This window comes from Serratia grimesii NBRC 13537 (assembly GCF_001590905.1).
GTDB lineage: Bacteria > Pseudomonadota > Gammaproteobacteria > Enterobacterales > Enterobacteriaceae > Serratia > Serratia grimesii.
Map to the genome: position 1 here is coordinate 208,429 of NZ_BCTT01000012.1, position 24,950 is coordinate 233,378.

Genomic DNA, 24,950 nt, shown 5'->3' on the forward strand with positions numbered 1-24,950 from the left:
CGGATATCCATATAAGCCAGGCCAGTGATAAGTGGTGATTATGTTAATCCATTGTCTGATGCGAACAAACTGGATTATGTCACTCATCACAAGGCAGCGCGCCAAAATAACCAAAAACGTGACGATAAGCACAGAAACAAAGAATTAGTTAGGGTAAGCAACTATCCCGTAAAAACCTAAACCCTGATTCAATGAGAACAGTTATCATATTGACACACCGCTGAACACCACTACACTGCCCCTCCTTTTGGTTACAACCCTGTCAGCGATGACGGAAACAACGGAATGTTATTTTGGACTCTCTCGGACAGATCGCTAAAAATGTCTTTAAACGCCGCATGACACGTAAGGAGTATGTTTTCTCCGTCATTGTGTTCGCCGCGGGTCTGGCACTGTTGTCATACCTGTCACCTTATCTCGATCAAAACCTGTTTCGCACCTATGCAAACAGTGATATCGGCGAGTTTTTTGCGGTATTTGTCTACCTGCTGTGCATTATGCTGTGGTCACTGTGCTGGATCGGTTTAACCTTTTGGCTGGTAGCCCGCACTGCATTTCGCCTTAATGACATTGGTACACCTGGCTGGCCTCTGGCGCTAGTCCTGTATCTGCTCAGCGTCGTGAATAATTATTACCCCGGCCCGGTGACACGCTGGCTAATCGTTATTAGCCTGATTGGGATATTATGTGCGCTATTACTGCCCTCGGGATTACGCACGCGGAAGCCGATGAGGGTCTAACCATCGCCACTGGCTATCTGCAAGCCAAGCAGTCACAATGCCGCATCACTCCGCGCCAAACAGGAAATACCATGTCTTGCCACTACCCCGCCCATTACACCTTTGATAACGATAGCGATGCCTGGCAGATCCACTTTCGTGATTTTCCTGAACAACAGGCCGCCTGCTATAAGCGTGAAGATATAGAGCTTGAAGCCCAGGAAAGCCTGTTGATTGCCATCAAGCTGGAAATGGAAGAAGGCCGACCGGTACCTTCGCCTTCTCGCGCCTTACCGGAAGAATTAGCTATCCACGTACCCGTGCTGGTCAAACTCAAACTCGAGCTGCATAACATCATGTTGACCAACTGCACCTCTAAAGCGTCCCTGGCACGTAAACTCGGGTTTAACGCTGGGCAAATGGATCGCCTGCTGGACGTCGCCTACGCCTCAAAAGTGGAAGCACTAGAGCAAGCCCTTTACCTGTTAGGCTATGAAGTACAAACCTCGGTAGCAGAGATTCGTCAGCAATAAGATAAATATTTTTTTCGGGGGCTAAATATTCTTCATTTTTCGCCGATGTGTTCATTACCGAACCATCAAGAGCAAAAGTGAAGGCTAAAAATGGAGTGGAGTCGCCGTAATATTTGGACCGTTATTCTGCTGTCGTGCCTTGTCTTCTGGGTCATCTTGTTGACGGGCGCAAACGCCGTCGCCTGATCCCTTTTCATAACATCACAGCAAGTACAATTATAAAGCCCGTTTCAACGGGCTATTCCCTTCTTTTACCTGATAAAAATGGTAAATAAAAATCGTTTAAAAACAGTAACCAGTGGTTAATAAACCGCCAAAAAATGTGATCAAAAACACAGTATTGTAATCAGGCTCATATTGGGAGTACATTAGCCCCGATCCTGTCGTGGTTCATGTTTTACCTCACGGACTTTGAAACACGACAACCGGATAAGCTGTGGTTAAGGACGTTGTTCTTCATGTTGAAGGATCCGCCTAATCACCACAATCTATCCACAAAATACTCAGCACAACAATCGGGATCATTGGCTTGCGAGGGACTCCAAAAGGGAGTTGTTCAGTGAAATATTTTGTTATGGGCGTTTCATTCATGTTGGTTACATGGATTGGCACCTTTATGCTGATGGTTGCATAACCAAGGCATGACCAGGAACATAGATAAAGGGGCGCATAAGCGCCCCTTTGTTGTTTCTGCACTTCTGCTATTTTCCCGGCATCATGCGGCGTAGGGTGTCATCCTTGCGCAGATAATGGTGGTATAGCGCTGCCAACGTATGCGCGCCAATAATAAAATAGCCTGTATTGGCGAGCGTTTCGTGCGTGCTTTTAATAACGCTACGCAGTATCGGATTCGGTGTAACAAATTGCGGAACTTGCCATCCCAACAATACCCACTCTTTCCCGCCATAAGCCAGCGCCAAAACACCAAGCACCGGTAAGGTCAGGAACAACACATAAAGCAGGACATGGAAAATTTTGGCACTCCATTCCTGCCACTCCTCAAGTGGTGGCGTGGTTGGCGGTGTGGCATAACGCCGCCGCAGCCCAAGCCGGATGAACATCAGCAAGAAGACCATCAAACCAAAGTTAAAATGCAGATTTTTTACCAGTGGCGCCATATCATCCGGTACCGAATCCTTCAGCAGCATTGCTGAGTAAGTCAGGATCACCATCAGTAACGTCAGCCAGTGCAAAACAATCTGTGATTTCGCGTAACGATTACCCATACACTCTTCCTGATAAATAAAGAAAATCTTATTAGAGGATAGTGGGTAAATGATGAAGAAAACCTTAGCAGAAAGAAAAAAGGCCGGAGCGAATGCGCCGGCCCAAAAGGATTATTTGGTCACCGTCGGACTGCTTTTGCTTGGCTTGATCAGCCCGTCAGCCCGGAACATGGCTTTGATACCGCGCACCGCCTGACGAATGCGGTCCTGGTTTTCGATCAGCGCGAAACGCACGTGGGTATCGCCGTAGTCACCAAAGCCGATACCTGGCGAGACGCAAACTTTGGCTTCCGCCAGCAGGCGTTTGGCAAACTCCAGTGAGCCAAGGTGCGCATAAGGCTCTGGAATTTTTGCCCAAACGTACATAGAGGCTTTCGGGTTTTCCACCATCCAGCCTGCTTCATGCAGCCCTTTTACCAGCACATTACGGCGTTGACGATATTGCTCTGCAATATCCAATACGCATTGCTGATCGCCTTCCAGTGCAGCGATAGCCGCGACTTGCAGAGGGGTGAAGGTGCCATAGTCGTGGTAGCTTTTGATGCGCGCCAGCGCGTTGACCAGCTCGGGATTGCCGACCATGAAACCAATTCGCCAGCCCGCCATATTGTAGCTTTTCGACAGCGTGAAAAACTCCACTGCAATGTCCTTGGCGCCAGGCACCTGCATGATCGAGGGTGCTTTCCATCCGTCATAGACGATGTCGGCATAGGCCAGATCGTGGATCACCAACACATCATATTGTTTAGCCAGTGCGACTACGCGCTCAAAGAAGTCCAGCTCAACACACTGGGCCGTCGGATTCGACGGGAAGCCGAGGATCATCATTTTCGGGCGCGGTATGGTTTCACGTATGGCGCGCTCCAGCTCACCAAAGAAATCCACACCGTCCACCAGTGGCACCGAACGCACCTGAGCACCAGCAATCACCGCACCGTAAATGTGGATAGGATAGCTCGGATTCGGCACCAGCACGGTGTCACCGTGATCGAGCGTCGCTAACATCAGGTGTGCCAGCCCTTCTTTTGACCCTATGGTGACAATGGCTTCGCTTTCGGGATCGATCTCCACCTGGTAGCGATCAGCGTACCAGCGTGAAATAGCACGGCGTAAACGCGGGATACCGCGCGAGGTGGAATAACCGTGGGTATCGTCACGTTGTGCAACGGTACAGAGTTTTTCCACAATGTGCGGCGGTGTTGGCCCGTCGGGGTTACCCATGCTGAAATCGATAATATCCTCGCCGCGACGGCGTGCAGCCATCTTCAGTTCGGCGGTGATGTTAAATACATAAGGGGGAAGACGTTCAATACGCGTAAAACGGCGTTGCGGACTATTATCAGCCATAGATACCTCGAAGAGACGTTAGCGCCCGGACCATCCGAGCGACGCTGGCCAACCTAAAGATTGACCGGATATTGAACATATCTCAGCCTTGGCAGGCTTGTCGATACCCGGCACAATATTTTTATTTAGCGCCCCTGAATTCCTGCTCCAACAGCCCGAACTGCCAGTCATCGCGCCATTGACCTGCCAACTGGTAGTTATCACGCAACGTGCCTTCCAACAGAAAACCACAGGATTCCAGCAGTCGACGCGAAGCGATATTGCCTGCGGTCACAGTGGCCGTCACCTTGTGGTAACCGCAGGCGTTAAAACCAAAATCCAGCACTGCCGGCAACCATTCTTTGCCATACCCTTTGCCCTGTGCCTCAGGCAAACAGCCAAAACCGACTTCGGCCTGTTGATAGGGTAACCATTGTGAACGAAAGCCCGTCATACCCAGCGCCTGCCCGCTTGCCTTATCGCGGATCACCAAACACAACCATTGATCCAGGTGCTTATCCCAGGTCGGTAAACGGGCCTCGAAACGACTGCGGATATCCTCTTCACTGCATGGATCGGCGATGTAGTGGATCACCAGCGGATCCTGATACAGACGTAAAAATAGCGGCCAGTCGTCGGCAGTCAGCGACTGCAGGGTCAAGCGCTCAGTGACCAACTTCATTGCTTTTGCCTCCTAAAAACATAAATCTCCGAAAAACGAAAATGAGGAAGTTACGAATGAAAGATATCCCTTTATTTTCCTCTATTAAATTCAGATAATAATTAACGTTAAAACAACAAAACCATAACGCCTTACCCGGTCCCCTACAACCGTTCGTCGTTGCCCACCCGCAGCACGAGGAGAACACCATGGCTTCTTTACGCATTGACGATATTCCAAGCGCGATTAAAAGCGTCAAACAGCAACTGCGACAAGCATTACCGAATTACCGTGAAACCTTTTTGGCGCTGGAGGACAATATCCGCCAGCAGGTCGAACAAATCCGCCGGGAATTGGCTGCCGGTCAGAACCCGGTTCCGCAAATCGATGCCGAAGATATCCTGCAACAACGCGTCAGCGAGCAGCAAAAAACGCTGATCAAACAGCGCGGCGCTTGTGCCATCCGTGGTGTATTTCCCCGCGAGAAAGCCACTGAGTGGAACCGAGAAATCGGCAATTACCTAGACCGCAACAACTTCGTCGAGCGCTTAAAAGGCGCGGCAGAAGACAACTATTTCGGCAAACTGGCTGCCAGCAAGCCACAAATTTACGGTATTTACTGGTCGAAACCGCAGGTAGAAGCACGTCAAGACGCCCGCATGCACGCGGTACAGGTATTCCTCAACAGCCTGTGGGAAACCGAAAGTAACGGTAAACAACATTTTGACCCAACGCGTGTCACGACCTATGCCGATCGCACTCGCCGCCGCCCACCGAACTCTTCATCGCTGGGCCTGTCACCGCACGTAGACAGCGGCACTATTGAGCGTTGGCTGGATGAAAACTTCCGCTATGTCTATCGTCATGTGTTCTCCGGCAACTGGCAGTCTTATGACCCGTTCGCCGCCGATGGCCGTACTGAAGTGCGTGAGATAGCTTCACCGGCAGTGTGCTCGATGTTCCGTACCTTTCAGGGCTGGACGGCACTGACGCCGCAGCGAACCCATGCGGGCACACTGAACCTGGTCCCTGTCGCCAACGCCATGGCCTATGTGCTGCTGCGTGCACTACAAGATGACGTTGCCGATGACGATCTGTGCGATGCCGCCCCCGGTCGTGCACTCTCGATATCAGAGAAATGGCATCCCCTTTTGATCAGTGGGATTTCCCCTATTCCTGATTTAGAGCCCGGCGACACTGTTTTCTGGCATTGCGATGTCATTCATGCCGTAGAAAACGAACATCACGGTGAATTCGACAGCAACGTGATGTACATCGCTGCCGCGCCGGGTTGCGAGAAAAACGATGCTTACCTGCAACGCCAACTGCCCAGCTTTATTTCTGGCAAAACACCACCGGATTTCGCCCCGGATGATTTCGAAGTTGATTTCATTGGCCGTGCCACAATCGACTTACTGACACCGCTCGGCAAAGAACAGTTAGGCATTAAATAACGTCATCCCCCGTGGTGCGCCGTCCGGCCGCCACGGGTCCCTACGCTGTGATATACTTCTCTCCTATTTCCACCGCAACGAGAGCTTGTCGTGCACCCTTTTTTTGAAATGCTGCTAGCGGTGTTTGACCGCGCCGCGTTGATGCTAATTTGCCTGTTCTTCCTCACCCGTACCCGGTTGTTCCGCCAATTGCTGCAGAAAGAGGACCATACGCCGCTTGAACTGGGTATGGTCACCGCTATTTTCTCGCTGTTTGCGCTGTTCAGTACTTACTCCGGTGTCAATGTTGAAGGCTCGCTGGTCAACGTAAGGGTGATCGCCATCATGGCTGGCGGCATTTTGTTCGGCCCCTGGGTGGGGATCGTTACCGGCATCATCGCCGGGGTGCACCGCTACCTGATCGATATCGACGGCATTACCTCCATCCCTTGCCTGATTACCAGCATCATTGCCGGTATCAGCGCCGGGTATATCAATCTGAAGGTAAAAAAAGAGCAGCGTTGGCGGGCCGGGATCCTCGGCGGTATGTTGTGCGAATGCTTAACCATGTTGTTGATTGTGTTGTGGGCTAAGCCGACCGAGCTGGGGCTGGATATTGTTTCCCAGATTGCGCTACCGATGATCCTTGGTACGGTGTGTATCGGCCTTATCGTGCTGCTGGTGCAGAGCGTTGAAGACGAAAAAGAAGTGATCGCCGCCCGTCAGGCCAAGCTGGCACTGGACATCGCCCGCAAAACGCTGCCCTATTTCCGCAATATTAACAGCGAATCACTGGCTACTATCTGCGACATCATTCGCCATGATATTCAGGCCGACGCCGTAGCAATCACCGATACTCACCAGGTGTTGGCTTATGTCGGTGTGGGCGAAGAAGCTTATCCGATGGGCCGTGAAGGGTTGAGTCGGGTGACTCGGGAAAGCATCCGGCACGGTAAGATCATCATCAAAAACAACCTGGAAAATCCGGCCACGCCGCAGATCCACTCGCAATTGGTGATCCCGCTGTGGGAGAAAGGCGAGGTGACCGGCGCACTGAAAATTTACTACTGCCATGCACACCAAATCACCAATACGTTGAAAGTGATGGCTGTCGGCCTGTCGCAAATTATCTCGACCCAGATGGAGGTGTCACGCATTGAGCATCTACGCCAGATGGCGGATAAAGCGGAAATGCGCGCCTTGCAGAGCAAGATTAACCCACACTTTCTGTTTAATGCGTTGAACGCGATTTCCTCTTCGATCCGCATCAATCCGGACACCGCACGGCAGCTGATTATCAATCTGTCACGCTACTTGCGTTATAACCTGGAACTGAACGACGAACTGATCGATATCCGTAAGGAACTGCATCAGATCCAGGACTATATCGCGATCGAACAAGCACGCTTTGGCGCCAAGCTGACGGTGATTTATGACATCGATGACGACATTTCGGTGCGTATCCCCAGCCTGCTGATCCAGCCATTAGTGGAGAATGCCATTGTACACGGCATCCAACCTTGTAAAGGCAAGGGCGTGGTGGTGATTGCAGTGAAAGACCAGGGTGACAGGGTTAAAATTTCGGTCAAAGACACAGGGCACGGTATCGATCAGAGCGTCATCGAACGCGTCGCCCGCAACGAAATGCCGGGGCACAATATAGGTCTGCTGAACGTGCATCACCGGGTATCGTTACTGTACGGTGAAGGGCTGCGTATTCGCCGTCTCGAACCCGGTACCGAAATTGCCTTTTACATCAGCAAAAATGGCGGCAAACTGCAGGTGGAAAATAGCGCACTGCCCGCCGGGGAGCCATCATGAAAGCCATCATTGTTGAAGACGAGTTCCTCGCCCAGGAAGAACTCAGCTACCTGATCAAAAAACACAGCAATATCGTCATCGAAGCCACCTTCGAGGATGGATTGGACGTGTTGAAGTACCTGCAAAACCATCAGGTCGATGCCATTTTCCTCGACATCAACATCCCATCGCTGGATGGGGTTCTGTTGGCGCAAAACATCAGTAAATTTGCCCACCGCCCTTCGATTGTATTTATCACCGCCTACAAAGAGCATGCGGTAGAAGCCTTCGAAATCGAGGCGTTTGACTACATCCTCAAGCCCTATCACGAAGCGCGAATCGTCACCATGTTGCAAAAGCTGGAGGCACTGCATAACCGTCCCGCAAGTCTACCGGAACAAACCAGTGCACCAAGCCGCAACAGTAACAGCATTAATTTGATCAAAGACGAACGGATTATCGTTACCGACATTAACGACATCTACTATGCCGCTGCCGATGAAAAAGTGACGCGGGTCTACACCCGGCGCGAAGAATTTGTGATGCCGATGAACCTCACCGAGTTTTACAGCCGCCTGCCTGAAGAGCATTTCTTCCGCTGTCACCGCTCTTACTGTGTCAATCTGTCGAAAATTCGCGAAATTGTGCCTTGGTTCAACAATACCTATATTCTGCGGCTGAGTGACCTGGATTTCGAAGTGCCAGTCAGCCGCAGTAAAGTCAAAGAGTTTCGCAAACTCATGCGGTTATGATCGCCAGAGATTACCAGCGCGGTCCAGGACCATAGTAATAGCCCGGAGGGGGTGGCGGTGGCATGCGGTAATGCGGGCGATCATGCCATTCACGCCGTGGCGGGCCGTAATAAATCACCCGTGGTGGCGGACCATAATAATAACCGCGCGGGCGTTCATAAACCCGATGCTCAGACCACCAGCGAGGGTCGCGCCAGCGGTAACCGTCCCAATAATGACCACGGTTATCACGATCGCCAATGTGCAATGACAGACCTGGCACATTCACGCCGATAGATACGTCCGCATGACTCACCAACGGCAGTGACAGCAACGCGGCCAATAACAACACTGTTTTCTTCATTTCAACGACTCCTACAGAGCGGAACCCGTCCGTTCGCAGATAACATAGATCTGCGCCACCCGCCGCTCTATAGGAACAATGCCCATTTACGCCTTTCACACACATCCTTCACAATTCAAACACAATCGTGACGAGGAGATTAGCGATAAATCGCTAACATTCTTGATATAGATCACGTGTCATCAGGTGCATTTCATCCCCTTTTACCCCCTAAAACGGCAACTCATGCACCACCAGATGCATTTCATTCCTTGCTTCGTGCAACTCATTCCCGATCCGCCGCCGGCTGGTACTACCAGCCATATAATATGCCCATACCGCGGGGTTCACGACATCGCCCGCAAATTTCAGCCAACGGCTAACGCCCGGCAATGCACACACAGGAAGGAGCCCGGCCATGAACACCAAACCGGCAAATCGCAGCTTAATCGTTCTGGGTACCATCATCTGTCAGATGGGCCTCGGTACTATCTATACCTGGAGCCTGTTCAACCAGCCGTTGGTCGACAAGTTTCACTGGGGCCTCGGCGACGTCGCGACCACTTTCTCCATCACCAGCTTCTTCCTGGCTTTCGCCACGCTGTTTGCCGGTAAACTGCAAGAGCGTTTCGGTATCCGCAACCTGACACTGTGCTCAGGCATCCTGGTTGGCCTGGGTCTGATTGCCAGCGCCTACGTCAGCTCACTGGATATGATTTATCTGCTGGCCGGCGTGGTGGTCGGTTTTGCGGTCGGTATTGCTTACATCTCTACCCTGTCTAACCTGATCAAATGGTTCCCGGCCAACAAGGGACTGATCTCCGGCATCTCAGTGGGTGCTTTCGGTAGCGGTAGCCTGTTGTTCAAATACGTTAACGCCGCACTGATTGCCGACGTTGGTGTCTCGTCCGCCTTCTTCTATTGGGGTGCCATTGTGATGGCGCTGATTGTACTGGGCTCCCTGCTGTTGAAAGAGCCGGTCCTGGTAAGCCAGTCTGCACAGCAAAGCGCAGGTGGCTTGGGCAATGACTTCAGCGTACGTCAGATGTTGGCGACCAAAGAAGCCTACCTGCTGTTCATCATCTTCTTCGCTGCCTGCATGAGCGGTCTGTACCTGATTGGTATCGTGAAAGACATGGGCGTTCAACTCGCGGGGATGGATTTAGCGACTGCCGCCAATACCGTATCTGCTGTTGCTATCTTCAACACCGCGGGACGTATCATTCTGGGTACGCTGTCAGATAAAGTGGGCCGTATGCGCGTCATCAGCTTCACCATGCTGGTTACCGTGCTGGCGATTGTGGCGCTGAGCTTCCTCACCCTCAACCACACTCTGTTCTTCATCTGCGTCGGCGCCGTCGCCTTCTGCTTCGGTGGCAACATCACCGTATTCCCAGCGATTGTCGGAGACTTCTTCGGCCTGAAAAACCACAGCAAAAACTACGGCATCATCTATCAGGGCTTCGGTCTGGGCGCACTGGCCGGTTCGTTTGTCGCTAAATACTTCGGCGGCTTCCACGCGACCTTTATGGTGATTGGTGTACTGTCCGTTGCTTCACTGGCTATCACCCTGTTCATCAAGGCACCGAAAGCCGTCGCGCAGGAAGAAGAACACTTCTCGCAGGCGGAGCTAGCCAAAGCCTAATCCCTTGAGCGATAAAAGGGGCGCAACTTAACGGTTGCGCCCCTTTTTTTATCACTGTTTTCGCTTACAAATGCATACCCAGCGTCTGGCGCAGGTGAGCGCCAGCCCCCAGTAAACCGGGTTGTCCATGGGTGATCATAAATACCGGGATATCGTGCACGTAATCCTTGAAACGCCCTTTATCCTCGAACGCCGCACGGAAACCAGAGGCTTTGAAGAACTCCATAAAGCGCGGCACGATGCCACCGGCAATGTAAACGCCGCCAAAAGTGCCGAGGTTCAGCGCCAGGTTGCCGCCGAAACGCCCCAAAATAACGCAGAACAACGACAGGGCACGGCGACAGTCGATGCAGCTATCGGCCAGTGCGCGCTCAGTAATGTCCTTCGGCTCCAGCTTTTCTGGCAGACGGTTATCTGACTTGACGATAGCGCGGTAGAGATTGACCAATCCCGGCCCGGATAGCACGCGTTCGGCAGATACATGCCCGACTTCAGCACGTAACACTTCCAGAATAATATCTTCCTCTTCGCTGTTCGGTGCGAAATCGACGTGACCGCCCTCACCCGGCAGGCTGACCCAGCGACGATTAACGTGTACCAGATGTGCCACCCCCAAACCGGTGCCGGCACCATACACCGCAATCGGCTTGTCTTTCTGCGCACTGCCACCACCGAACTGCAATACGTCGTCTTGCGACAGCATCGGGATCGCCATCGATACGGCAGTAAAGTCATTGATCACTTCCAGATGACTCAGTCCCAGATTGGCCTTCATCTCTTTGATTGAGAATGCCCAGGTATGGTTGGTCATCGCCACCCAGTCTTCGGTGACCGGGCAGGCAATCGCGATACAGGCGTCCTGTACCTGGATATTCTGCTCTTTTAAATATTGGCGAATCACGGCCTCCAGGCTGTCGAACTCCAGACCGGAATAGGTTTTCGCCTGGGTAATTTCACCCGTCGCCACAGTGCACAACGCAAGACGGGCATTCGTGCCGCCTACATCACCTACGAGGGCATAAGTCATCAGTATCTTCTCCGCAAAATGAATAATAGAAAGCTGCCCACACTGTAAAATCCCGTTGCAAAAACAACAATCACCATCCTCTGCGCGGCCATCCATTAGCGATCTTGATCACAAAAAACGTTTCAGCCAACCCTTCCCTGACCCATTTGAAACAAATTGCGGCAAAAAACGCGCCGCGATCACTGTTAACCGACATGACAGAAAGGCACTATTAACCGGCTGTGCCCTCCACGCCCAGCCAGAAATATCTTTGCGTGCCAGCGTGCCGATTGTCTGGCACGCTGTGGCCATAACCATCACCCGTTCGGCCTGCCATCCAGGGCCATTGATAAGGGATCCCTGCATGCTGCACCCGCGCGCCAATGCCATGTTGGCTTTCGCTCTGCCCGCTCTTGTTATCGGTTCGGCCTCAAGCCTGGTCCTCATTCTGGTGATGAAATTCGCCGATGCGCTGCAGCGGCTGCTGTGGGTGAATATTCCTGCGGCTATGAATATCGATACTCATTCGCCCTGGTGGCTGATCGGTATTCTGACGCTGACCGGTGTCGCCGTTGGGCTGATAATCCGTTATATGCCTGGCCATGCGGGACCGGATCCGGCCACTGAATCGCTGATCGGCATGCCCTTACCGCTTTCGGCACTGCCCGGTCTTACGCTGGCATTGATCGTTGGCCTGGTGGGTGGTGTCAGTCTGGGGCCGGAAAACCCGATCACCGCCATCAATATTGCGCTGGTGGTGGCAATCGGTTCGCGCCTGCTACCGAAAGTCCCACGCATGGACTGGATTATTCTGGCCGCGGCCGGCACCATCGGCGCACTGTTCGGTACCCCGGTTGCCGCTGCGCTGATCTTTTCACAAACGCTTGCGGGCAATAATGACGTGCCGCTGTGGGATCGGCTATTTGCCCCGTTAATGGCGGCGGCGGCCGGTGCGGTCACGACTCAACTGTTTTTCACGCCAAACTTTGCCCTGCAGCTTGATCCGTACACCATCACCCGGCTGACGGATATTTTCAGTGGTTCCATCGTCGCCCTGATCGCCATCGCGCTGGGCATGGTGGCGCTATGGAGCTTTCCGCACGCCCACCGTCTGTTCCACTCGATAAAAAATCCGGTGCTGATGCTGGGGTTAGGCGGTTTTGTGCTCGGGCTGCTGGCGTTAATCGGCGGCGACATCACCCTGTTTAAAGGGCTTGATGAAATGAAGCAGTTGGCGATGGGTGAGAATTTCTCGGTCACGGAGCTGCTGCTGATTACACTGGCCAAGCTGGCAGCTCTAGTGATTGCTGCCGCCAGCGGCTTTCGTGGTGGGCGTATTTTCCCGGCGGTGTTTGTCGGGGTGGCGCTGGGCCTGATGCTGCATCAGCATGTTCCGGCGGTACCGGCGGCGATTACCGTTTCCTGCGCCATTATGGGGTTGGTGTTGGTGGTCACGCGTGACGGCTGGCTCAGCCTGTTTATGGCCGTTGCCGTTGTACCGGAGCTGCACCTGCTGCCCATACTCTGTGTGGTGATGTTGCCCGCCTGGCTGGTGCTGGCGGGCAAACCACTGATGCTTGTTGGCAGACGCCAAACGCCACACGACGATTAGGCAAGCGCGTATTCCGCAGCAGCGCGCGCATGGATTGCGGTGGTGTCGAATACCGGCACTGACGCATCCTGCGCGCCAACCAATAAGCCAATCTCAGTACAACCGAAAATAATGCCTTGTGCGCCCTGCTGTTCCAGGCTGCCGATAATACGGCGATACTCGGAACGCGAGCTCTCGCGAATTTTCCCCAGGCATAATTCTTCATAAATAATGCGATGTACGATGTCACGATCCGCCGCGACTGGAGTTACCACCTCAATACCGTGTTTTTCCTGCAAGCGTCCACGGTAAAACTCTTGCTCCATGGTGAAACGCGTGCCGAGTAGCCCAACGCGGCGAATGTCCTGTTGGCGCACCTGCAATGCCGTGGCGTCGGCGATATGAATCAACGGCAAATCGCTGGCCTGCTCAACCGCATCCGCCACCTTGTGCATGGTGTTGGTACAAATGACGATGGCCTGCGCACCGGCGGCACGCAGCGAGGCTGCCGCCGCAGCCAACAAACGCCCCGCGCCATCCCAATCGCCCTGATGCTGCAGGCGTTCAACCTCGTGAAAGTCAACGCTGTAGAGCACGATTTTGGCCGAATGCAGACCACCAAGGCGTTCTTTCACCTGTTCATTGATCATGCGGTAATAAGGTATGGTTGATTCCCAACTCATGCCGCCCAGCAGGCCCAATATTTTCATCGCTTGCTCCTCCGTCATTGCTGCAATTATTCAACATTACCTGAGAGTCGCAGTGATGACGACGTCTTATTTGGCCGAGGAATTGACCGGCTGACGCGCGTCGAACCAGCGCTGACGCAGGGTATCGTACGCCCAGTTATAGAACATGGTGTACGGCAAAAAGAACAGGAAGAAACCAAGTTCCAGCATAAACGCCTGCACAAAAGAAATGCTCAGCATCCAGGCAGCAATCGGCACGCCGATCAACACAAACCCGGCCTCAAAGCCCAGGGCATGAAACACCCGCACCTTAAGATTACGCACCACGCGGCCCACTGGCCACAGGCGGTCAAAAACAGTGTTATAAACCATGTTCCATACCATGGCGACGGTGGACAACATCACCGCCAACGCACCGACCTGTACCATCGAACGGTTTAGCAACCACGCGCCCAATGGGGCACAGATCATCACTGCGATGGCTTCGAAACCGACGGCGTGGACGATACGTTCAATGAAAGACTTGTTTTGCAGTTGCATACATCACCTGTTTTTTACCTTATGAATTTGTAGGGGCGCTGCAAGCCGCGCCCGTATTAATAGGAGCGAATTTATTCGCCCCCTACGAAAACCAGGTGATTATTATCGACTTTTTGATTAGATTAAAGATAGGTTCCATCGATAAAGTAGATACATCATGCGCTATTCCCCTGAAGCCTTGCTGGCATTTGTCGAGGCCGCCGCCCTTGGCTCGTTCTCTGCCGCCGCACGCAAGCTACGCAAAAGCCAGTCCACCATCAGTACTGCTATTGCCAATCTGGAAGCCGATCTTGGGCTAATCCTGTTTGATCGCCAGGCGCGCCAACCGGTATTGACCGCGGCCGGTCATAAAGTGTTGAGCCATGTGCAGGAAATCCTCGCCGCCAGCGAGCGGTTGGACGCACTGAGTATTAGGTTGGCGGGCAATATCGAGCCACGTCTCAGCCTGGTGTTCTCAGATACCTATCAGCCGAAGCATCATGACCGACTTATGCAACGTTTCGAACAGCGCTATCAGGATATCGAACTGGAGTGGATGATCGCCGAAGACGGCGACGTGCTAGATCTGTTACAAAGTGGTCGCGCGCATATTGGCATGGTTGAAGTGCAGGCCAGTTATCCGCCGGATATCGGTTTTGCACGGCTGCCGGAACAGACAGAAATGGGATTGTTCATCGCACATACGCACCCATTGGCACAGACTGTCACACCAACACCTGAACAACTCTCCAGTACGCGTCAACTTATCTTGAACACCTATACCGGCGCTGAAACCGCCCGCTCCGGCGGTCTGGTATGGTCCGCGCCCAGCTATCTGCTGTTGTTGGAAATGGCAGAGCAAGGGTTCGGTTGGGCGGTACTGCCGCACTGGCTGGTTCAGCAATATGGTCATAACAAACTTACCGAGCTACGTCCGCGCGGCTGGCCCAAGCTGATATCGGTGGATGCGGTTTGGTCAAAACTGACCCCGCCAGGACCGGCGGGGTATTGGATGTTGGAACGGCTACTGGAAAGCGATCAAGATCAAGCCGCCGCATTACGCGACTGAATCGCGCGCGAGATGGTATCCAGCAATTCGGGAATATCCATCTTCGGCAGCACCACTTCCACAAAAGCCAGTTGCTGATTGTCCGCTAACTCTTTTAAAGCCTGACGTAACTGTTCCGGTTCGGTGACCCGTAACGTTTTCACCGGATGTTCACCCGCCAATGCCTGCGCCAGCTGCGTCCAGTTCCACTGAGCGATATCGTTATAACGCTGCTGTGGGCCATGGATTGCCCGTTCAATGGTATACCCGTCATTATTCAGCAGGAAGATCACCGGTTTTAGCCCATCGCGCAGCATCGATCCCAGTTCTTGCGCCGTGAGCTGCGCCGAACCGTCGCCGATCAACAACACCACTCGCCGATCCGGCACCGCTGTTTGTGCACCGAACGCCGCTGGCAGGGTATAACCGATAGATCCCCACAGTGACTGGACAATAAACCTGCACCCGTGAGGCAAGTTAAGCGCCGCCGCGCCAAAACACGCGGTGCCCTGTTCGGCGATCAGGATATCGTCTGGTCGTAAAAAATGCTGAATCTGCTGCCAAAAACCGTGTTGTTCCAACCCCGTACCGTTAGGTTCCGGCAAGGTTGGGCGCCGGATAGTCGGTAATTGCCATTGTTTTACCAGCGACAACGTTAACTGGTGTAGTGCTATAACCGCATCATGCATCGGGATCTGGCTGAATACCTGATGCCCTACTCGTGCTTCAAATGGCTGAATATCAATACATTTCTCCGCGGGCAAATGATGAGTGAAACCAGCAGTAATGGTATCTGTGAAACGCACGCCGACGGTAATGACAACGTCCGCATTCTCAATCAGTTGTTTCACCTGTGGATCGCTGGCCGCACCAGCATAGGTGCCGGTAAAGCAGGCATGCGTTTCATCCAACACACTTTTTCCCAATAGCATCGTCGAATGCGGCATGTCGACATCCGCCATCCATTGTTCCAACACCCTTTCAGCACCAAAACGTTCTGCCAAAAAATCTGCTAACAGCGAAACCCGGCGGGCAGGAAGCAATATTTCACGTGCGGCCGCGATAAATGCCTGCAGTGATGCCTGTGAAAGATTAGCCTGCCTCAACATGAGCGGCGTTGGTCGGGACGCCAACGGCGCTTCTGCCACCTCACTCGGCAGAAGCAAGTAGACCGGACGACGCTCAAACAACGCGGTGGTCAACAGGCGATCGATCTCCGACTCTGCGTTGTCGGCGGTGAGACTGGCTTGCGCGACAGTCACCTCTTTCGCCATCCGAGCAAAATGACCAAAATCCCCGTCACCCAGCGAATGGTGCAGTAAATCCCCAGCCCGCTGCGCACGTAACGCCGGCGCACCAACGACATGGATCACCGGCAGATATTCCGCATAGCTGCCCGCTATGCCGTTGACCGCACTGAGTTCACCGACACCAAAAGTTGTCAGCAAAGCCGCCGCCGGTTTACAACGCGCATAACCATCTGCGGCATAAGCAGCATTGAGTTCATTAGCGCATCCCACCCAGGTGATCTGCGGGTGAGCGATTACGTGATCGAGAAACTGCAGATTGTAGTCGCCAGGCACGCCAAAGAAATGCCGGATGCCGATCTGAGCCAAACGATCGAGTAGGTAATCAGCCACCGTATAGTTTTTATTCATGATCATCACCTGCCAATGGTTGTGATTGTTATTATTAAGTATCGAAGATGTTGCACGAATTTCGAGCTTTACGCTTAAAAGGCAATTGGCAACCCTGCGTTACATCCCATCCCTGACACTCATAATAAATCCCCATCAACTGTGTTAGTCGTAGCCAGCCAAGCGTGATCAAGAGCTCTGACAAAAACAGTGAAAGCGCATACACTAAAATTCATTTCATCACTGCTGAAAAGGGTTCATATGCTCTACCAGGCTGATTCTTCACGGTATCAAAGTATGGAATACCGCCGCTGCGGACGCAGCGGTCTAAAACTCCCGGCAATCTCACTGGGCCTATGGCACAACTTTGGTGACACGACGCTGTACGACAATGCGCGTAAACTGATCCACTGCGCGTTCGACCACGGCATCACACATTTTGATTTGGCCAACAATTATGGCCCGCCCCCCGGCTCTGCCGAGGAGAATTTCGGTCGTATTCTTAACGCAGACTTGAAGCCCTGGCGTGATGAACTGATTATCGCCTCAAAGGCCGGTTACACCATGTGGCCCGGTCCTTATGGCGACTGGGGCTCGAAAAAGTACCTGGTTGCCAGTCTGGATCAAAGCCTACGGCGCATGGGGCTGGAGTACGTCGACATCTTCTACCACCATCGCCCAGACCCGGATACGCCACTGGAAGAAACCATGACCGCACTGGATCTGCTGGTACGACAGGGCAAGGCGCTCTACATAGGGTTATCGAATTACCCCGCCGACCGTGCGCGCCAGGCGTTCAGTATTCTGCAAAGGCTAGGCACACCCTGTGTCATCCACCAGCCCAAATACTCGCTATTCGAGCGTTGGGTTGAACCCGAATTATTGGGTACGTTGGAAGAGCACGGTGTGGGTTCCATTGCCTTTTCACCGCTGGCCGGTGGCCTGCTAACCGATCGCTACCTGCATGGCATCCCACAAGACTCACGCGCCGCCAGCAGCAGCCAGTTTCTTCAACCTGGACAACTCACGGAAGAAAAACTGGAGAAAGTTCGCCAGCTCAATGCGCTGGCGCAGCAGCGTGGGCAGAAGCTGTCGCAGATGGCATTGGCCTGGGTATTGCGTGGCGATCGTGTCACTTCCGTGCTGATTGGTGCCAGTAAAACCAGCCAGATTGAAGACGCCGTTGGCATGCTAAGCAACCGCACCTTCAGCGAAGGTGAAATCGCTCAAATTGAACAGATATTAATGTAATCGCTTACAGTTATCGCCGGAATAGACACCGGCGATAACCCCACGACGACAGACAAATCTTAAATCACTCCTCCCGCCCCGCTTTTCAGAATCCCTCTAAGATTCAACCCTATCCGCAACGGGTAATATGGCAATATTGCAGGTAAAACTATAAGGCTGTTTTATAAACTGATGAACGCGCTTCATTATCGATAAAACCGGCCAAACCGCTGCGGCGGAAAGGAGTATTCATGTTTAAACCTCTGTTATTGGCCGCCCTCTTGGTGGTATCAACTGTACCCGCCATGCAGCAGGCAAAGGCTGAGGGTATCAGTATCGATTTGATGCCAGGCGTTTCATTACGCATAGGCGAACAAGACAACCGCGGCCGTTATTGGGACGGCTACGACTGGCGCGACCGCGACTGGTGGCAAGGCCACCAAGGCCGATATCTGGGCGACCGTAGCCGCCGAGGGTATTACTGGGACGGTTATCGCTGGCGTGACAACGATTACTGGCGCAAAAATTATTACTATCATGAAGGGCGCTACCGTAAATACGATAAGCACTACTATAAGCATCATGATAAGCACGATTGGAAGGATCGACGTCACGATGATCGTGATCATCGCCACCATGATCATGGCGACCACGATGACTGACAGTAAAAGGCCGGCATTGCGCCGGCCTTTCATTTAATCGGTGCTCACAGCAGGCCAGTGATCAGCAGATAACCGTTCAGCCCCACCACTACCACCACGATCAACTTACCCACAGTCTGTATGGCGCGACTGTTCACCATCTCGCCCATCAACTCACGATTACCGGTGAACGACAGCAACGGCACCAACGCCAGTGCAATACCGAAACTCAGCAGCACCTGGCTCAACACCAGAATACGCGTTGCATCCATCCCCAACATAATCACAATAAACGACGGCAACATGGTGACGACACGGCGCACCCACAGCGGGATGTAAAAGCGAACAAAGCCTTGCATCACCACCTGCCCCGCCAATGTCCCCACCACAGTGGAAGACAGCCCGGCAGCCACCAGGCTCAGCCCAAAGATAGTCGCCGCCGCCTGGCCCAGCAACGGTTGTAGCGTCACGTAGGCCTGATCGAGATCGGTAATCCCGCTGTGACCATTAAAGTGGAAAGCTGCGGCGGCTGTTGCCATCATTGCCAGATTAACAAAACCTGCAATAGTCATGGCAATAGCAACGTCAACCTTGGTTGCAGCGTAACGATCGGCCTTTGAGTTTTCCCCTGCGGTTTGAGTTAACGATGAATGCAAATAAATGACATGCGGCATGATGGTCGCACCCAGCACACCAGCAGCCAGAAATACCGCATCGCCATTCGGCAAGTCCGGTATCGCCATGCCTTTTAATAGCGGCCCTAACTGCGGCTGGGAAAACACCAGTTCCACCATATAAGCCAAAGCGACAAACAACAGCAGGCTGCCGATCACCCATTCCAAAGGTTTCTCGCCGCGTTTTTGTAACATCAGGATCAGAAAGGTGGCAATACCTGTCAGGATCGCCCCCTCCAATAGGGTAACGCCCAACAACAGTTTGAAACCGATTGCCGCACCGATAAACTCGGCCAGATCGGTTGCCATCGCAATGATTTCCGCCTGTACCCAATAGGCCCAGACAGCCGGACGAGGAAAACGGTCGCGAATATGCTCCGCGAGGTTTTTACCCGTGGCAATACCCAGTTTGGCAGACAACAGCTGGATCAGCATCGCCATGACATTGGCCCACACCACCACCCAGAGCAAGGTATACCCAAAAGAGGCACCGGACTGGATATTGGTGGCGAAGTTGCCAGGATCGATATAGCCGATAGCCGCTATAAATGCGGGCCCCATCAGAGAAAGTTTGATTTTTCTGGATGAGCCTTGAGGACTCTCAGCCACACGACTGTTCAGCATACTCTGAACCCTTACTTCTAATAAGCCTGTGGTTATCTTATGTAAATGATAATAATTATCAAGTGCATTTAGGGCGGTAATACTTATCTCTGTAATAGAGGAAAACTACGGGTTTAACGAAAGGTTTCGGTTAGAGATGAACATTTTCCGCACTCTGCCGAGCCGAATTCAGAGCACAAAAGGGCTTATAATCGAATTTATGCATGAATAGGAATTTCATATGCATTCATTAACCTATTGATTTTTTATACTTTACCGTACTATTTTAAGACGTTTCCCACTATGATTTTCCATATTTGCAATAGAGCTCTCGTTTTTAAACGTGGCGTTACATAAAATGACATCCGAAATTCAGCCTGCCTCAAGTTTGGAGCAAACATGTCCCATATTGCGCACTTTGCGTTAGCGTTAGTGGTGGTCGCGATCCTGGCACTCTTGGTGTGCCGCGATCGTAAAAGCATCCGCATTCGCTACGTTATTCAACTGTTGGTTATTGAAGTACTGCTGGCCTATTTTTTCCTGCATTCGGAAGCGGGTTTAGGCTTTGTAAAAGGATTCGCAGCGCTGTTTGACAAGCTGCTCGGGTTTGCTGGGCAAGGGACTGAGTTTGTATTCGGCGGCATGGGTGATAAAGGTCTGGCCTTCTTCTTCCTGAAGGTACTGTGCCCAATCGTCTTCATCTCCGCGCTGATCGGTATTCTGCAATACATTAAAGTACTGCCGTTTATCATCCGGATTATTGGTACCGTACTGTCAAAAGTAAACGGTATGGGCAAGCTGGAATCGTTCAACGCCGTGAGCTCACTGATCCTGGGCCAATCTGAGAACTTCATTGCCTATAAAGATATTCTGGGCAAGATGTCAGAAAAGCGTATGTACACCATGGCGGCAACCGCGATGTCTACGGTTTCCATGTCCATCGTTGGTGCTTACATGACGATGCTGGATGCCAAGTTTGTGGTCGCGGCACTGGTTCTGAACATGTTCAGCACCTTTATTGTGCTGTCATTGGTCAACCCGTACGACACCAGTAAAGAAGAAGAACTGCATCTGGGCAATCTGCACGAAGGCCAGAGCTTCTTCGAAATGCTGGGTGAATACATCCTGGCTGGTTTCAAGGTAGCTATTATCGTTGCAGCGATGTTGATCGGCTTTATCGCCCTGATCGCCGCGCTCAACGGCCTGTTCAGCGCCATTTTTGGCCTGAGCTTCCAGGAAATCCTGGGCTACTTCTTCTATCCATTCGCTTGGATTATGGGTATTCCTAAGCACGAAGCGTTGCAGGTTGGCAGCATCATGGCGACCAAGCTGGTTTCCAACGAATTCGTAGCGATGATGGAACTGCAGAAAGTCTCTGCTGAACTCTCTCCTCGCAGCATGGGGATTCTGTCAGTGTTCCTGGTTTCCTTCGCCAACTTCTCTTCCATCGGTATCGTTGCCGGTGCGATTAAAGGGCTGAATGAGCATCAGGGCAACGTGGTGTCTCGCTTCGGTCTGAAGCTGGTTTATGGTTCTACGCTGGTCAGCATCCTGTCTGCATCCATCGCAGGCCTGGTTCTGGGCTAATCCAAACCCCCTATGACACAAAGGTCGCTTCGGCGGCCTTTTTTATTGTCTGGAATTCAACATAAGGCAGGAAGGACAGAAAGCAAAAAGCCGACCCTAAGGTCGGCTTTTCAAATGGTGGTGGAGCTAGACGGGATCGAACCGTCGACCTCTTGCATGCCATGCAAGCGCTCTCCCAGCTGAGCTATAGCCCCACAAAAGTGGTACGCTTTAACCGGCGTTACGGTATACCCCAACCTTTCTGAGATAAAGGTTGGTGGAGCTAGACGGGATCGAACCGTCGACCTCTTGCATGCCATGCAAGCGCTCTCCCAGCTGAGCTATAGCCCCAATCCACAATCACAAAATCCTGTGAACGGGGCGCATAATATGAAACCCCTGAAACACTGTCAACGGCTAAATTGAATTCCTCAGTCAAGCGCTGAAAAAGCCGCCAAATCAGCGCGTTTCACACTAAAAAATCGCCCTTATGAGTGAAAACCAGTCGCAGCAAGCGCCACATCACAAAAACCAAAAAACCCCAGCCATTGTGTTGATTTTTAATTAACTAAATGTTAGCGAAATACGCTTGAGTCACCCGCCCCACAGGCATAGACTGCCCCCGTCGTAAATTCCACAACTATAAACCGAGTCAGTTATGTCGTTGCATTCACCAAAAGAAATCGCTGCGCTAGCCATTCAGGCCGGCGTAAACAAAAGCCAAGCATCACTCGCCAATCTGCTTATTCTGGGCTTTCTTGCCGGCGCCTTTATCGCTACCGGCTTCCTGCTGGATATCCACGTTATCGGCACTTTACCTACCGAGTGGGGTTCCTTCGGCGCATTACTGGGCGCAGCCGTCTTCCCGATTGGGCTGATCCTGACCATTCTGGCCGGTGGTGAGTTACTGACCGGTAATATGATGACGTTACCCATAGCCTGGTTTGCTCGCCAGATTTCGTTTTTCGCCATTCTGCGCAACTGGTTCTGGGTCACGCTGGCCAACTTCGTCGGCAGCGTGGCTGTCGCCTATTTCTTTGGTCACTTGCTTGGCCTGACAGAGGGCGCATTCCTGCAGAAAACTCTGTCCATCGCGCAAGCCAAAGTAGATGCCGATTTCCTGCACGCATTCATTTCCGGCGTCGGCTGCAATTGGCTGGTGTGTTTAGCAGTATGGTTGGCCTTTGCCAGCAAAGACGTACCGGGCAAAGTGATTGGCATGTGGTTCCCAGTGATGGCCTTTGTGGCTATTGGTTTTCAACACGTGGTGGCAAACATGTTTATTATCCCCGCAGCTATCTTTGCCGGGGGTATGAGCTGGAGCCAATATCTGCCCAACTTTACCGCTGTATTTCTCGGTAACGCATTGGGAGGTGCTGGCTTCGTTGGTCTGATGTATTTCCTCGCTTACCGCCCCGCCGTTCCTGCCAGCGAACAGGCCTAATCGACACAGATAAAAAAAGCCCCGGGATAGCTCCACGGGGCTTTTTTGATTTACAGGCTCAGAAACTATCAGGCCTGAGCTTCACGTCCGGCAATGTAAGCCAGCGCCAGGTCAATACGCTGCAGAGAACGTGTCTGACCAATTGCATGTACGGTAACATCCATGCCCGGCGACTGGCCTGCACCTGTGACCGCTACGCGCAGCGGCATGCCGACCTTGCCCATACCAACACCCAGTTCATCAGCCGTGCCCTGAATAGCATCGTGCACGTTCTCTGGCGTCCAGGCAGTGATAGCAGCCAATTTGGCACGTACAGCTTCCAGCGGCTGACGTGCAACCGGGCGCAGGTGTTTTTTGGCCGCGTCAGCATCAAACTCGCTGAAGTCTTCGTAGAAGTAACGGCAAGACTCAGCCATTTCCTTCAGAGTCTTACAACGCTCGCCCAACAGCTTAACAATATCTTTCAGCTCAGGACCATTACGGGTTTCGATACCCTGTTGTTCAATGTGCCACGCCAGATACACTGCAACTTCTTCAGCAGGCATATGGTTAATGTAATGGTGGTTCAGCCACTGCAGCTTTTCTGTATTGAAAGCGCTGGCAGATTTGTTGATAGCTTCCAGAGTGAAATACTCTTTCATCTCATCAATAGAGAAGATTTCCTGGTCGCCATGGGACCAACCCAAACGCACCAGGTAGTTCAGTAACGCCTGCGGCAGATAGCCGTCGTCGCGATACTGCATCACACCTACTGCGCCATGACGTTTAGACAGTTTTTTGCCGTCGTCACCCAGGATCATCGAAACGTGCGCGTATTCCGGTACCGGTGCGCCCAGTGCCTTCAGAATGTTAATCTGGCGCGGGGTGTTGTTGATGTGGTCTTCGCCGCGGATCACGTGGCTGATTTCCATATCCCAGTCGTCTACCACGACGCAGAAGTTATAAGTCGGTGAACCGTCGGTACGACGAATGATCAGGTCATCGAGTTCTTGGTTGCTGAATTCGATCGGGCCACGGATCTTGTCATCGAAGATAACTGAACCTTCCTGCGGGTTACGGAAACGTACCACGTGTGGCTCATCATCAGTATGGCTGCATTGGCTGTCGCGGCAATGACCGTCGTAACGCGGTTTTTCGCCGTTTTCCATTTGCTTTTCACGCAGCGCTTCCAGACGTTCCTTCGAGCAATAGCATTTATAGGCGGTACCCTGCACCAGCATGTCGTCAATTACCGCGTTATAGCGGTCAAAACGCTTGGTCTGGAAGTACGGACCTTCGTTCCAATCCAGGTTTAACCAGTTCATGCCATCCATAATTGCGTCGATCGCATCCTGAGTGGAACGTTCCAGATCGGTATCTTCGATACGCAGAACGAACTCACCGCCTGCATGGCGAGTGAATAACCAGGAGTAAAGCGCAGTACGGGCGCCACCGACGTGAAGATAGCCGGTAGGGCTCGGTGCAAAACGGGTTTTGATTTTCATTGGGTTCACTGCCTTATTACGCAACGCGTGTCAGCGGTTGCCGACGATTGCTCGGAATTTAAAAAAGTGGGCAACATTGTATCACCACGCGCTAATTCCTCAACGCCGACACGATATTGCTGCGCCTGATTTCGTTCTCTCTGAAACGCTTTTCCCATAACAATGTGCAAAGAATCAGCATTGGAGGTTATAAATATCGCATCCTGTTTAAATTTGCGGCGAACGATTGAAATCATTTTAAAAACCGTTGACTCACTTTCAACTATCCCTATAATGCGACTCCAACAAGACGGGGCGATTAGCTCAGTTGGTAGAGCATCTCCTTTACACGGAGGGGGTCGGCGGTTCGAGCCCGTCATCGCCCACCATCTTGTTGAAGCAGTAAGAAATGAGAAGAATGA

23 protein-coding genes and 3 tRNA genes are annotated in these 24,950 nt (G+C 52.4%); 14 read left to right on the forward strand and 12 right to left on the reverse strand.

Features of this window, described 5'->3' with window-relative positions; all coding sequences use genetic code 11:
* Positions 1-293: 293 nt before the first annotated feature.
* From SGR01S_RS16900 to ypdK, 3 genes are all read left to right on the forward strand, one after another.
* On the forward strand, positions 294-740 hold the full coding sequence (locus SGR01S_RS16900; protein WP_037423679.1) for a DUF805 domain-containing protein: 447 nt from the start codon (positions 294-296) through the stop codon (positions 738-740).
* A gap of 71 nt (positions 741-811) precedes the next feature.
* A complete protein-coding gene (locus SGR01S_RS16905; RefSeq protein WP_061808065.1) occupies positions 812-1,252 on the forward strand; it encodes a type II toxin-antitoxin system HicB family antitoxin in 441 nt (146 codons plus the stop codon).
* A 559-nt stretch (positions 1,253-1,811) separates the two neighbouring features.
* Positions 1,812-1,886, forward strand: coding sequence for a membrane protein YpdK (ypdK, locus tag SGR01S_RS24245; RefSeq protein ID WP_104410986.1), 75 nt, complete (start codon positions 1,812-1,814; stop codon positions 1,884-1,886).
* Positions 1,887-1,953: 67 nt separating this feature from the next.
* Here ypdK and SGR01S_RS16910 read toward each other — a convergent pair whose 3' ends face one another.
* The 3 genes from SGR01S_RS16910 to SGR01S_RS16920 all read right to left on the reverse strand — a co-directional run bounded on the left by SGR01S_RS16910 (position 1,954) and on the right by SGR01S_RS16920 (position 4,486).
* Positions 1,954-2,478, reverse strand: a complete 525-nt coding sequence (locus tag SGR01S_RS16910; RefSeq protein WP_061808066.1) for a cytochrome b — start codon at positions 2,476-2,478, stop codon at positions 1,954-1,956.
* A 111-nt stretch (positions 2,479-2,589) separates the two neighbouring features.
* Positions 2,590-3,825: an alanine transaminase gene (alaC, locus tag SGR01S_RS16915; protein ID WP_061808067.1), complete on the reverse strand. Its 1,236-nt coding sequence runs from the start codon at positions 3,823-3,825 to the stop codon at positions 2,590-2,592.
* A gap of 121 nt (positions 3,826-3,946) precedes the next feature.
* Positions 3,947-4,486 (reverse strand): GNAT family N-acetyltransferase, encoded by a 540-nt coding sequence (locus tag SGR01S_RS16920; RefSeq protein WP_037423693.1) that lies wholly within the window; start codon positions 4,484-4,486, stop codon positions 3,947-3,949.
* A gap of 188 nt (positions 4,487-4,674) precedes the next feature.
* Here SGR01S_RS16920 and SGR01S_RS16925 point away from each other — a divergent pair, with 188 nt between their 5' ends.
* The 3 genes from SGR01S_RS16925 to SGR01S_RS16935 all read left to right on the forward strand — a co-directional run bounded on the left by SGR01S_RS16925 (position 4,675) and on the right by SGR01S_RS16935 (position 8,450).
* Complete coding sequence (locus SGR01S_RS16925; RefSeq protein ID WP_061808068.1) at positions 4,675-5,919, forward strand: DUF1479 domain-containing protein; 1,245 nt, start codon at positions 4,675-4,677, stop codon at positions 5,917-5,919.
* A gap of 108 nt (positions 5,920-6,027) precedes the next feature.
* A complete protein-coding gene (locus SGR01S_RS16930) occupies positions 6,028-7,719 on the forward strand; it encodes a sensor histidine kinase (protein ID WP_037423770.1) in 1,692 nt (563 codons plus the stop codon).
* Positions 7,716-8,450, forward strand: coding sequence for a LytR/AlgR family response regulator transcription factor (locus SGR01S_RS16935; RefSeq protein ID WP_061808069.1), 735 nt, complete (start codon positions 7,716-7,718; stop codon positions 8,448-8,450). The genes SGR01S_RS16930 and SGR01S_RS16935 overlap by 4 nt, the downstream gene beginning before the upstream one ends.
* A gap of 10 nt (positions 8,451-8,460) precedes the next feature.
* On the opposite strand, the gene SGR01S_RS16940 is transcribed toward SGR01S_RS16935, so the two are convergent.
* Complete coding sequence (locus SGR01S_RS16940; RefSeq protein WP_061808070.1) at positions 8,461-8,793, reverse strand: DUF2502 domain-containing protein; 333 nt, start codon at positions 8,791-8,793, stop codon at positions 8,461-8,463.
* A 397-nt stretch (positions 8,794-9,190) separates the two neighbouring features.
* Here SGR01S_RS16940 and SGR01S_RS16950 point away from each other — a divergent pair, with 397 nt between their 5' ends.
* Positions 9,191-10,417 carry an L-lactate MFS transporter gene (locus SGR01S_RS16950; protein ID WP_061808072.1) on the forward strand — a complete coding sequence of 409 codons (1,227 nt, stop codon included), beginning with the start codon at positions 9,191-9,193 and terminating at the stop codon, positions 10,415-10,417.
* Between the two features lie 64 nt (positions 10,418-10,481).
* Here SGR01S_RS16950 and glk read toward each other — a convergent pair whose 3' ends face one another.
* Entirely contained in the window at positions 10,482-11,447 is a 966-nt protein-coding gene (glk, locus tag SGR01S_RS16955; RefSeq protein ID WP_115185219.1) for a glucokinase, read from the reverse strand.
* A 340-nt stretch (positions 11,448-11,787) separates the two neighbouring features.
* Here glk and SGR01S_RS16965 point away from each other — a divergent pair, with 340 nt between their 5' ends.
* The gene (locus SGR01S_RS16965; protein WP_061808074.1) at positions 11,788-13,035 is read left to right on the forward strand and encodes an ion channel protein; all 1,248 of its coding nucleotides are present in this window, start codon (positions 11,788-11,790) and stop codon (positions 13,033-13,035) included.
* On the opposite strand, the gene SGR01S_RS16970 is transcribed toward SGR01S_RS16965, so the two are convergent.
* Both SGR01S_RS16970 and SGR01S_RS16975 read right to left on the reverse strand, forming a co-directional pair.
* Positions 13,032-13,724: an aspartate/glutamate racemase family protein gene (locus tag SGR01S_RS16970; RefSeq protein ID WP_037423714.1), complete on the reverse strand. Its 693-nt coding sequence runs from the start codon at positions 13,722-13,724 to the stop codon at positions 13,032-13,034. The two genes, SGR01S_RS16965 and SGR01S_RS16970, sit on opposite strands and share 4 nt — an antisense overlap.
* A gap of 66 nt (positions 13,725-13,790) precedes the next feature.
* A complete protein-coding gene (locus SGR01S_RS16975; protein WP_037423717.1) occupies positions 13,791-14,243 on the reverse strand; it encodes a multidrug/biocide efflux PACE transporter in 453 nt (150 codons plus the stop codon).
* A gap of 157 nt (positions 14,244-14,400) precedes the next feature.
* On the opposite strand from SGR01S_RS16975, the gene SGR01S_RS16980 reads away from it, so the two are divergent.
* The gene (locus tag SGR01S_RS16980) at positions 14,401-15,291 is read left to right on the forward strand and encodes a LysR family transcriptional regulator (RefSeq protein ID WP_037423721.1); all 891 of its coding nucleotides are present in this window, start codon (positions 14,401-14,403) and stop codon (positions 15,289-15,291) included.
* Here the strand turns inward: SGR01S_RS16980 and SGR01S_RS16985 are convergent.
* Entirely contained in the window at positions 15,267-16,928 is a 1,662-nt protein-coding gene (locus tag SGR01S_RS16985) for an alpha-keto acid decarboxylase family protein (RefSeq protein WP_061808075.1), read from the reverse strand. The two genes, SGR01S_RS16980 and SGR01S_RS16985, sit on opposite strands and share 25 nt — an antisense overlap.
* 240 nt (positions 16,929-17,168) lie before the next feature.
* On the opposite strand from SGR01S_RS16985, the gene mgrA reads away from it, so the two are divergent.
* Positions 17,169-18,158, forward strand: a complete 990-nt coding sequence (mgrA, locus tag SGR01S_RS16990) for an L-glyceraldehyde 3-phosphate reductase (protein ID WP_061808076.1) — start codon at positions 17,169-17,171, stop codon at positions 18,156-18,158.
* A gap of 230 nt (positions 18,159-18,388) precedes the next feature.
* Positions 18,389-18,799 carry a DUF2502 domain-containing protein gene (locus SGR01S_RS16995; protein WP_073963471.1) on the forward strand — a complete coding sequence of 137 codons (411 nt, stop codon included), beginning with the start codon at positions 18,389-18,391 and terminating at the stop codon, positions 18,797-18,799.
* Positions 18,800-18,843: 44 nt separating this feature from the next.
* On the opposite strand, the gene SGR01S_RS17000 is transcribed toward SGR01S_RS16995, so the two are convergent.
* Positions 18,844-20,076, reverse strand: coding sequence for an Nramp family divalent metal transporter (locus SGR01S_RS17000; RefSeq protein ID WP_037423730.1), 1,233 nt, complete (start codon positions 20,074-20,076; stop codon positions 18,844-18,846).
* Positions 20,077-20,454: 378 nt separating this feature from the next.
* Between SGR01S_RS17000 and SGR01S_RS17005 the strand changes: the two genes are divergently transcribed.
* Positions 20,455-21,642: a NupC/NupG family nucleoside CNT transporter gene (locus SGR01S_RS17005; protein ID WP_037423734.1), complete on the forward strand. Its 1,188-nt coding sequence runs from the start codon at positions 20,455-20,457 to the stop codon at positions 21,640-21,642.
* Positions 21,643-21,760: 118 nt separating this feature from the next.
* On the opposite strand, the gene SGR01S_RS17010 is transcribed toward SGR01S_RS17005, so the two are convergent.
* Positions 21,761-21,836: transfer RNA gene (locus tag SGR01S_RS17010), tRNA-Ala, on the reverse strand.
* A gap of 60 nt (positions 21,837-21,896) precedes the next feature.
* Positions 21,897-21,972, reverse strand: a tRNA-Ala gene (locus SGR01S_RS17015).
* A gap of 307 nt (positions 21,973-22,279) precedes the next feature.
* Between SGR01S_RS17015 and SGR01S_RS17020 the strand changes: the two genes are divergently transcribed.
* The gene (locus tag SGR01S_RS17020) at positions 22,280-23,065 is read left to right on the forward strand and encodes a formate/nitrite transporter family protein (RefSeq protein WP_061808077.1); all 786 of its coding nucleotides are present in this window, start codon (positions 22,280-22,282) and stop codon (positions 23,063-23,065) included.
* Between the two features lie 68 nt (positions 23,066-23,133).
* On the opposite strand, the gene gltX is transcribed toward SGR01S_RS17020, so the two are convergent.
* Positions 23,134-24,549: a glutamate--tRNA ligase gene (gene gltX / locus SGR01S_RS17025; RefSeq protein WP_061808078.1), complete on the reverse strand. Its 1,416-nt coding sequence runs from the start codon at positions 24,547-24,549 to the stop codon at positions 23,134-23,136.
* 292 nt (positions 24,550-24,841) lie between these two features.
* Between gltX and SGR01S_RS17035 the strand changes: the two genes are divergently transcribed.
* A tRNA-Val gene (locus SGR01S_RS17035) sits at positions 24,842-24,917 on the forward strand.
* The last annotated feature ends 33 nt before the right edge of the window (positions 24,918-24,950 follow it).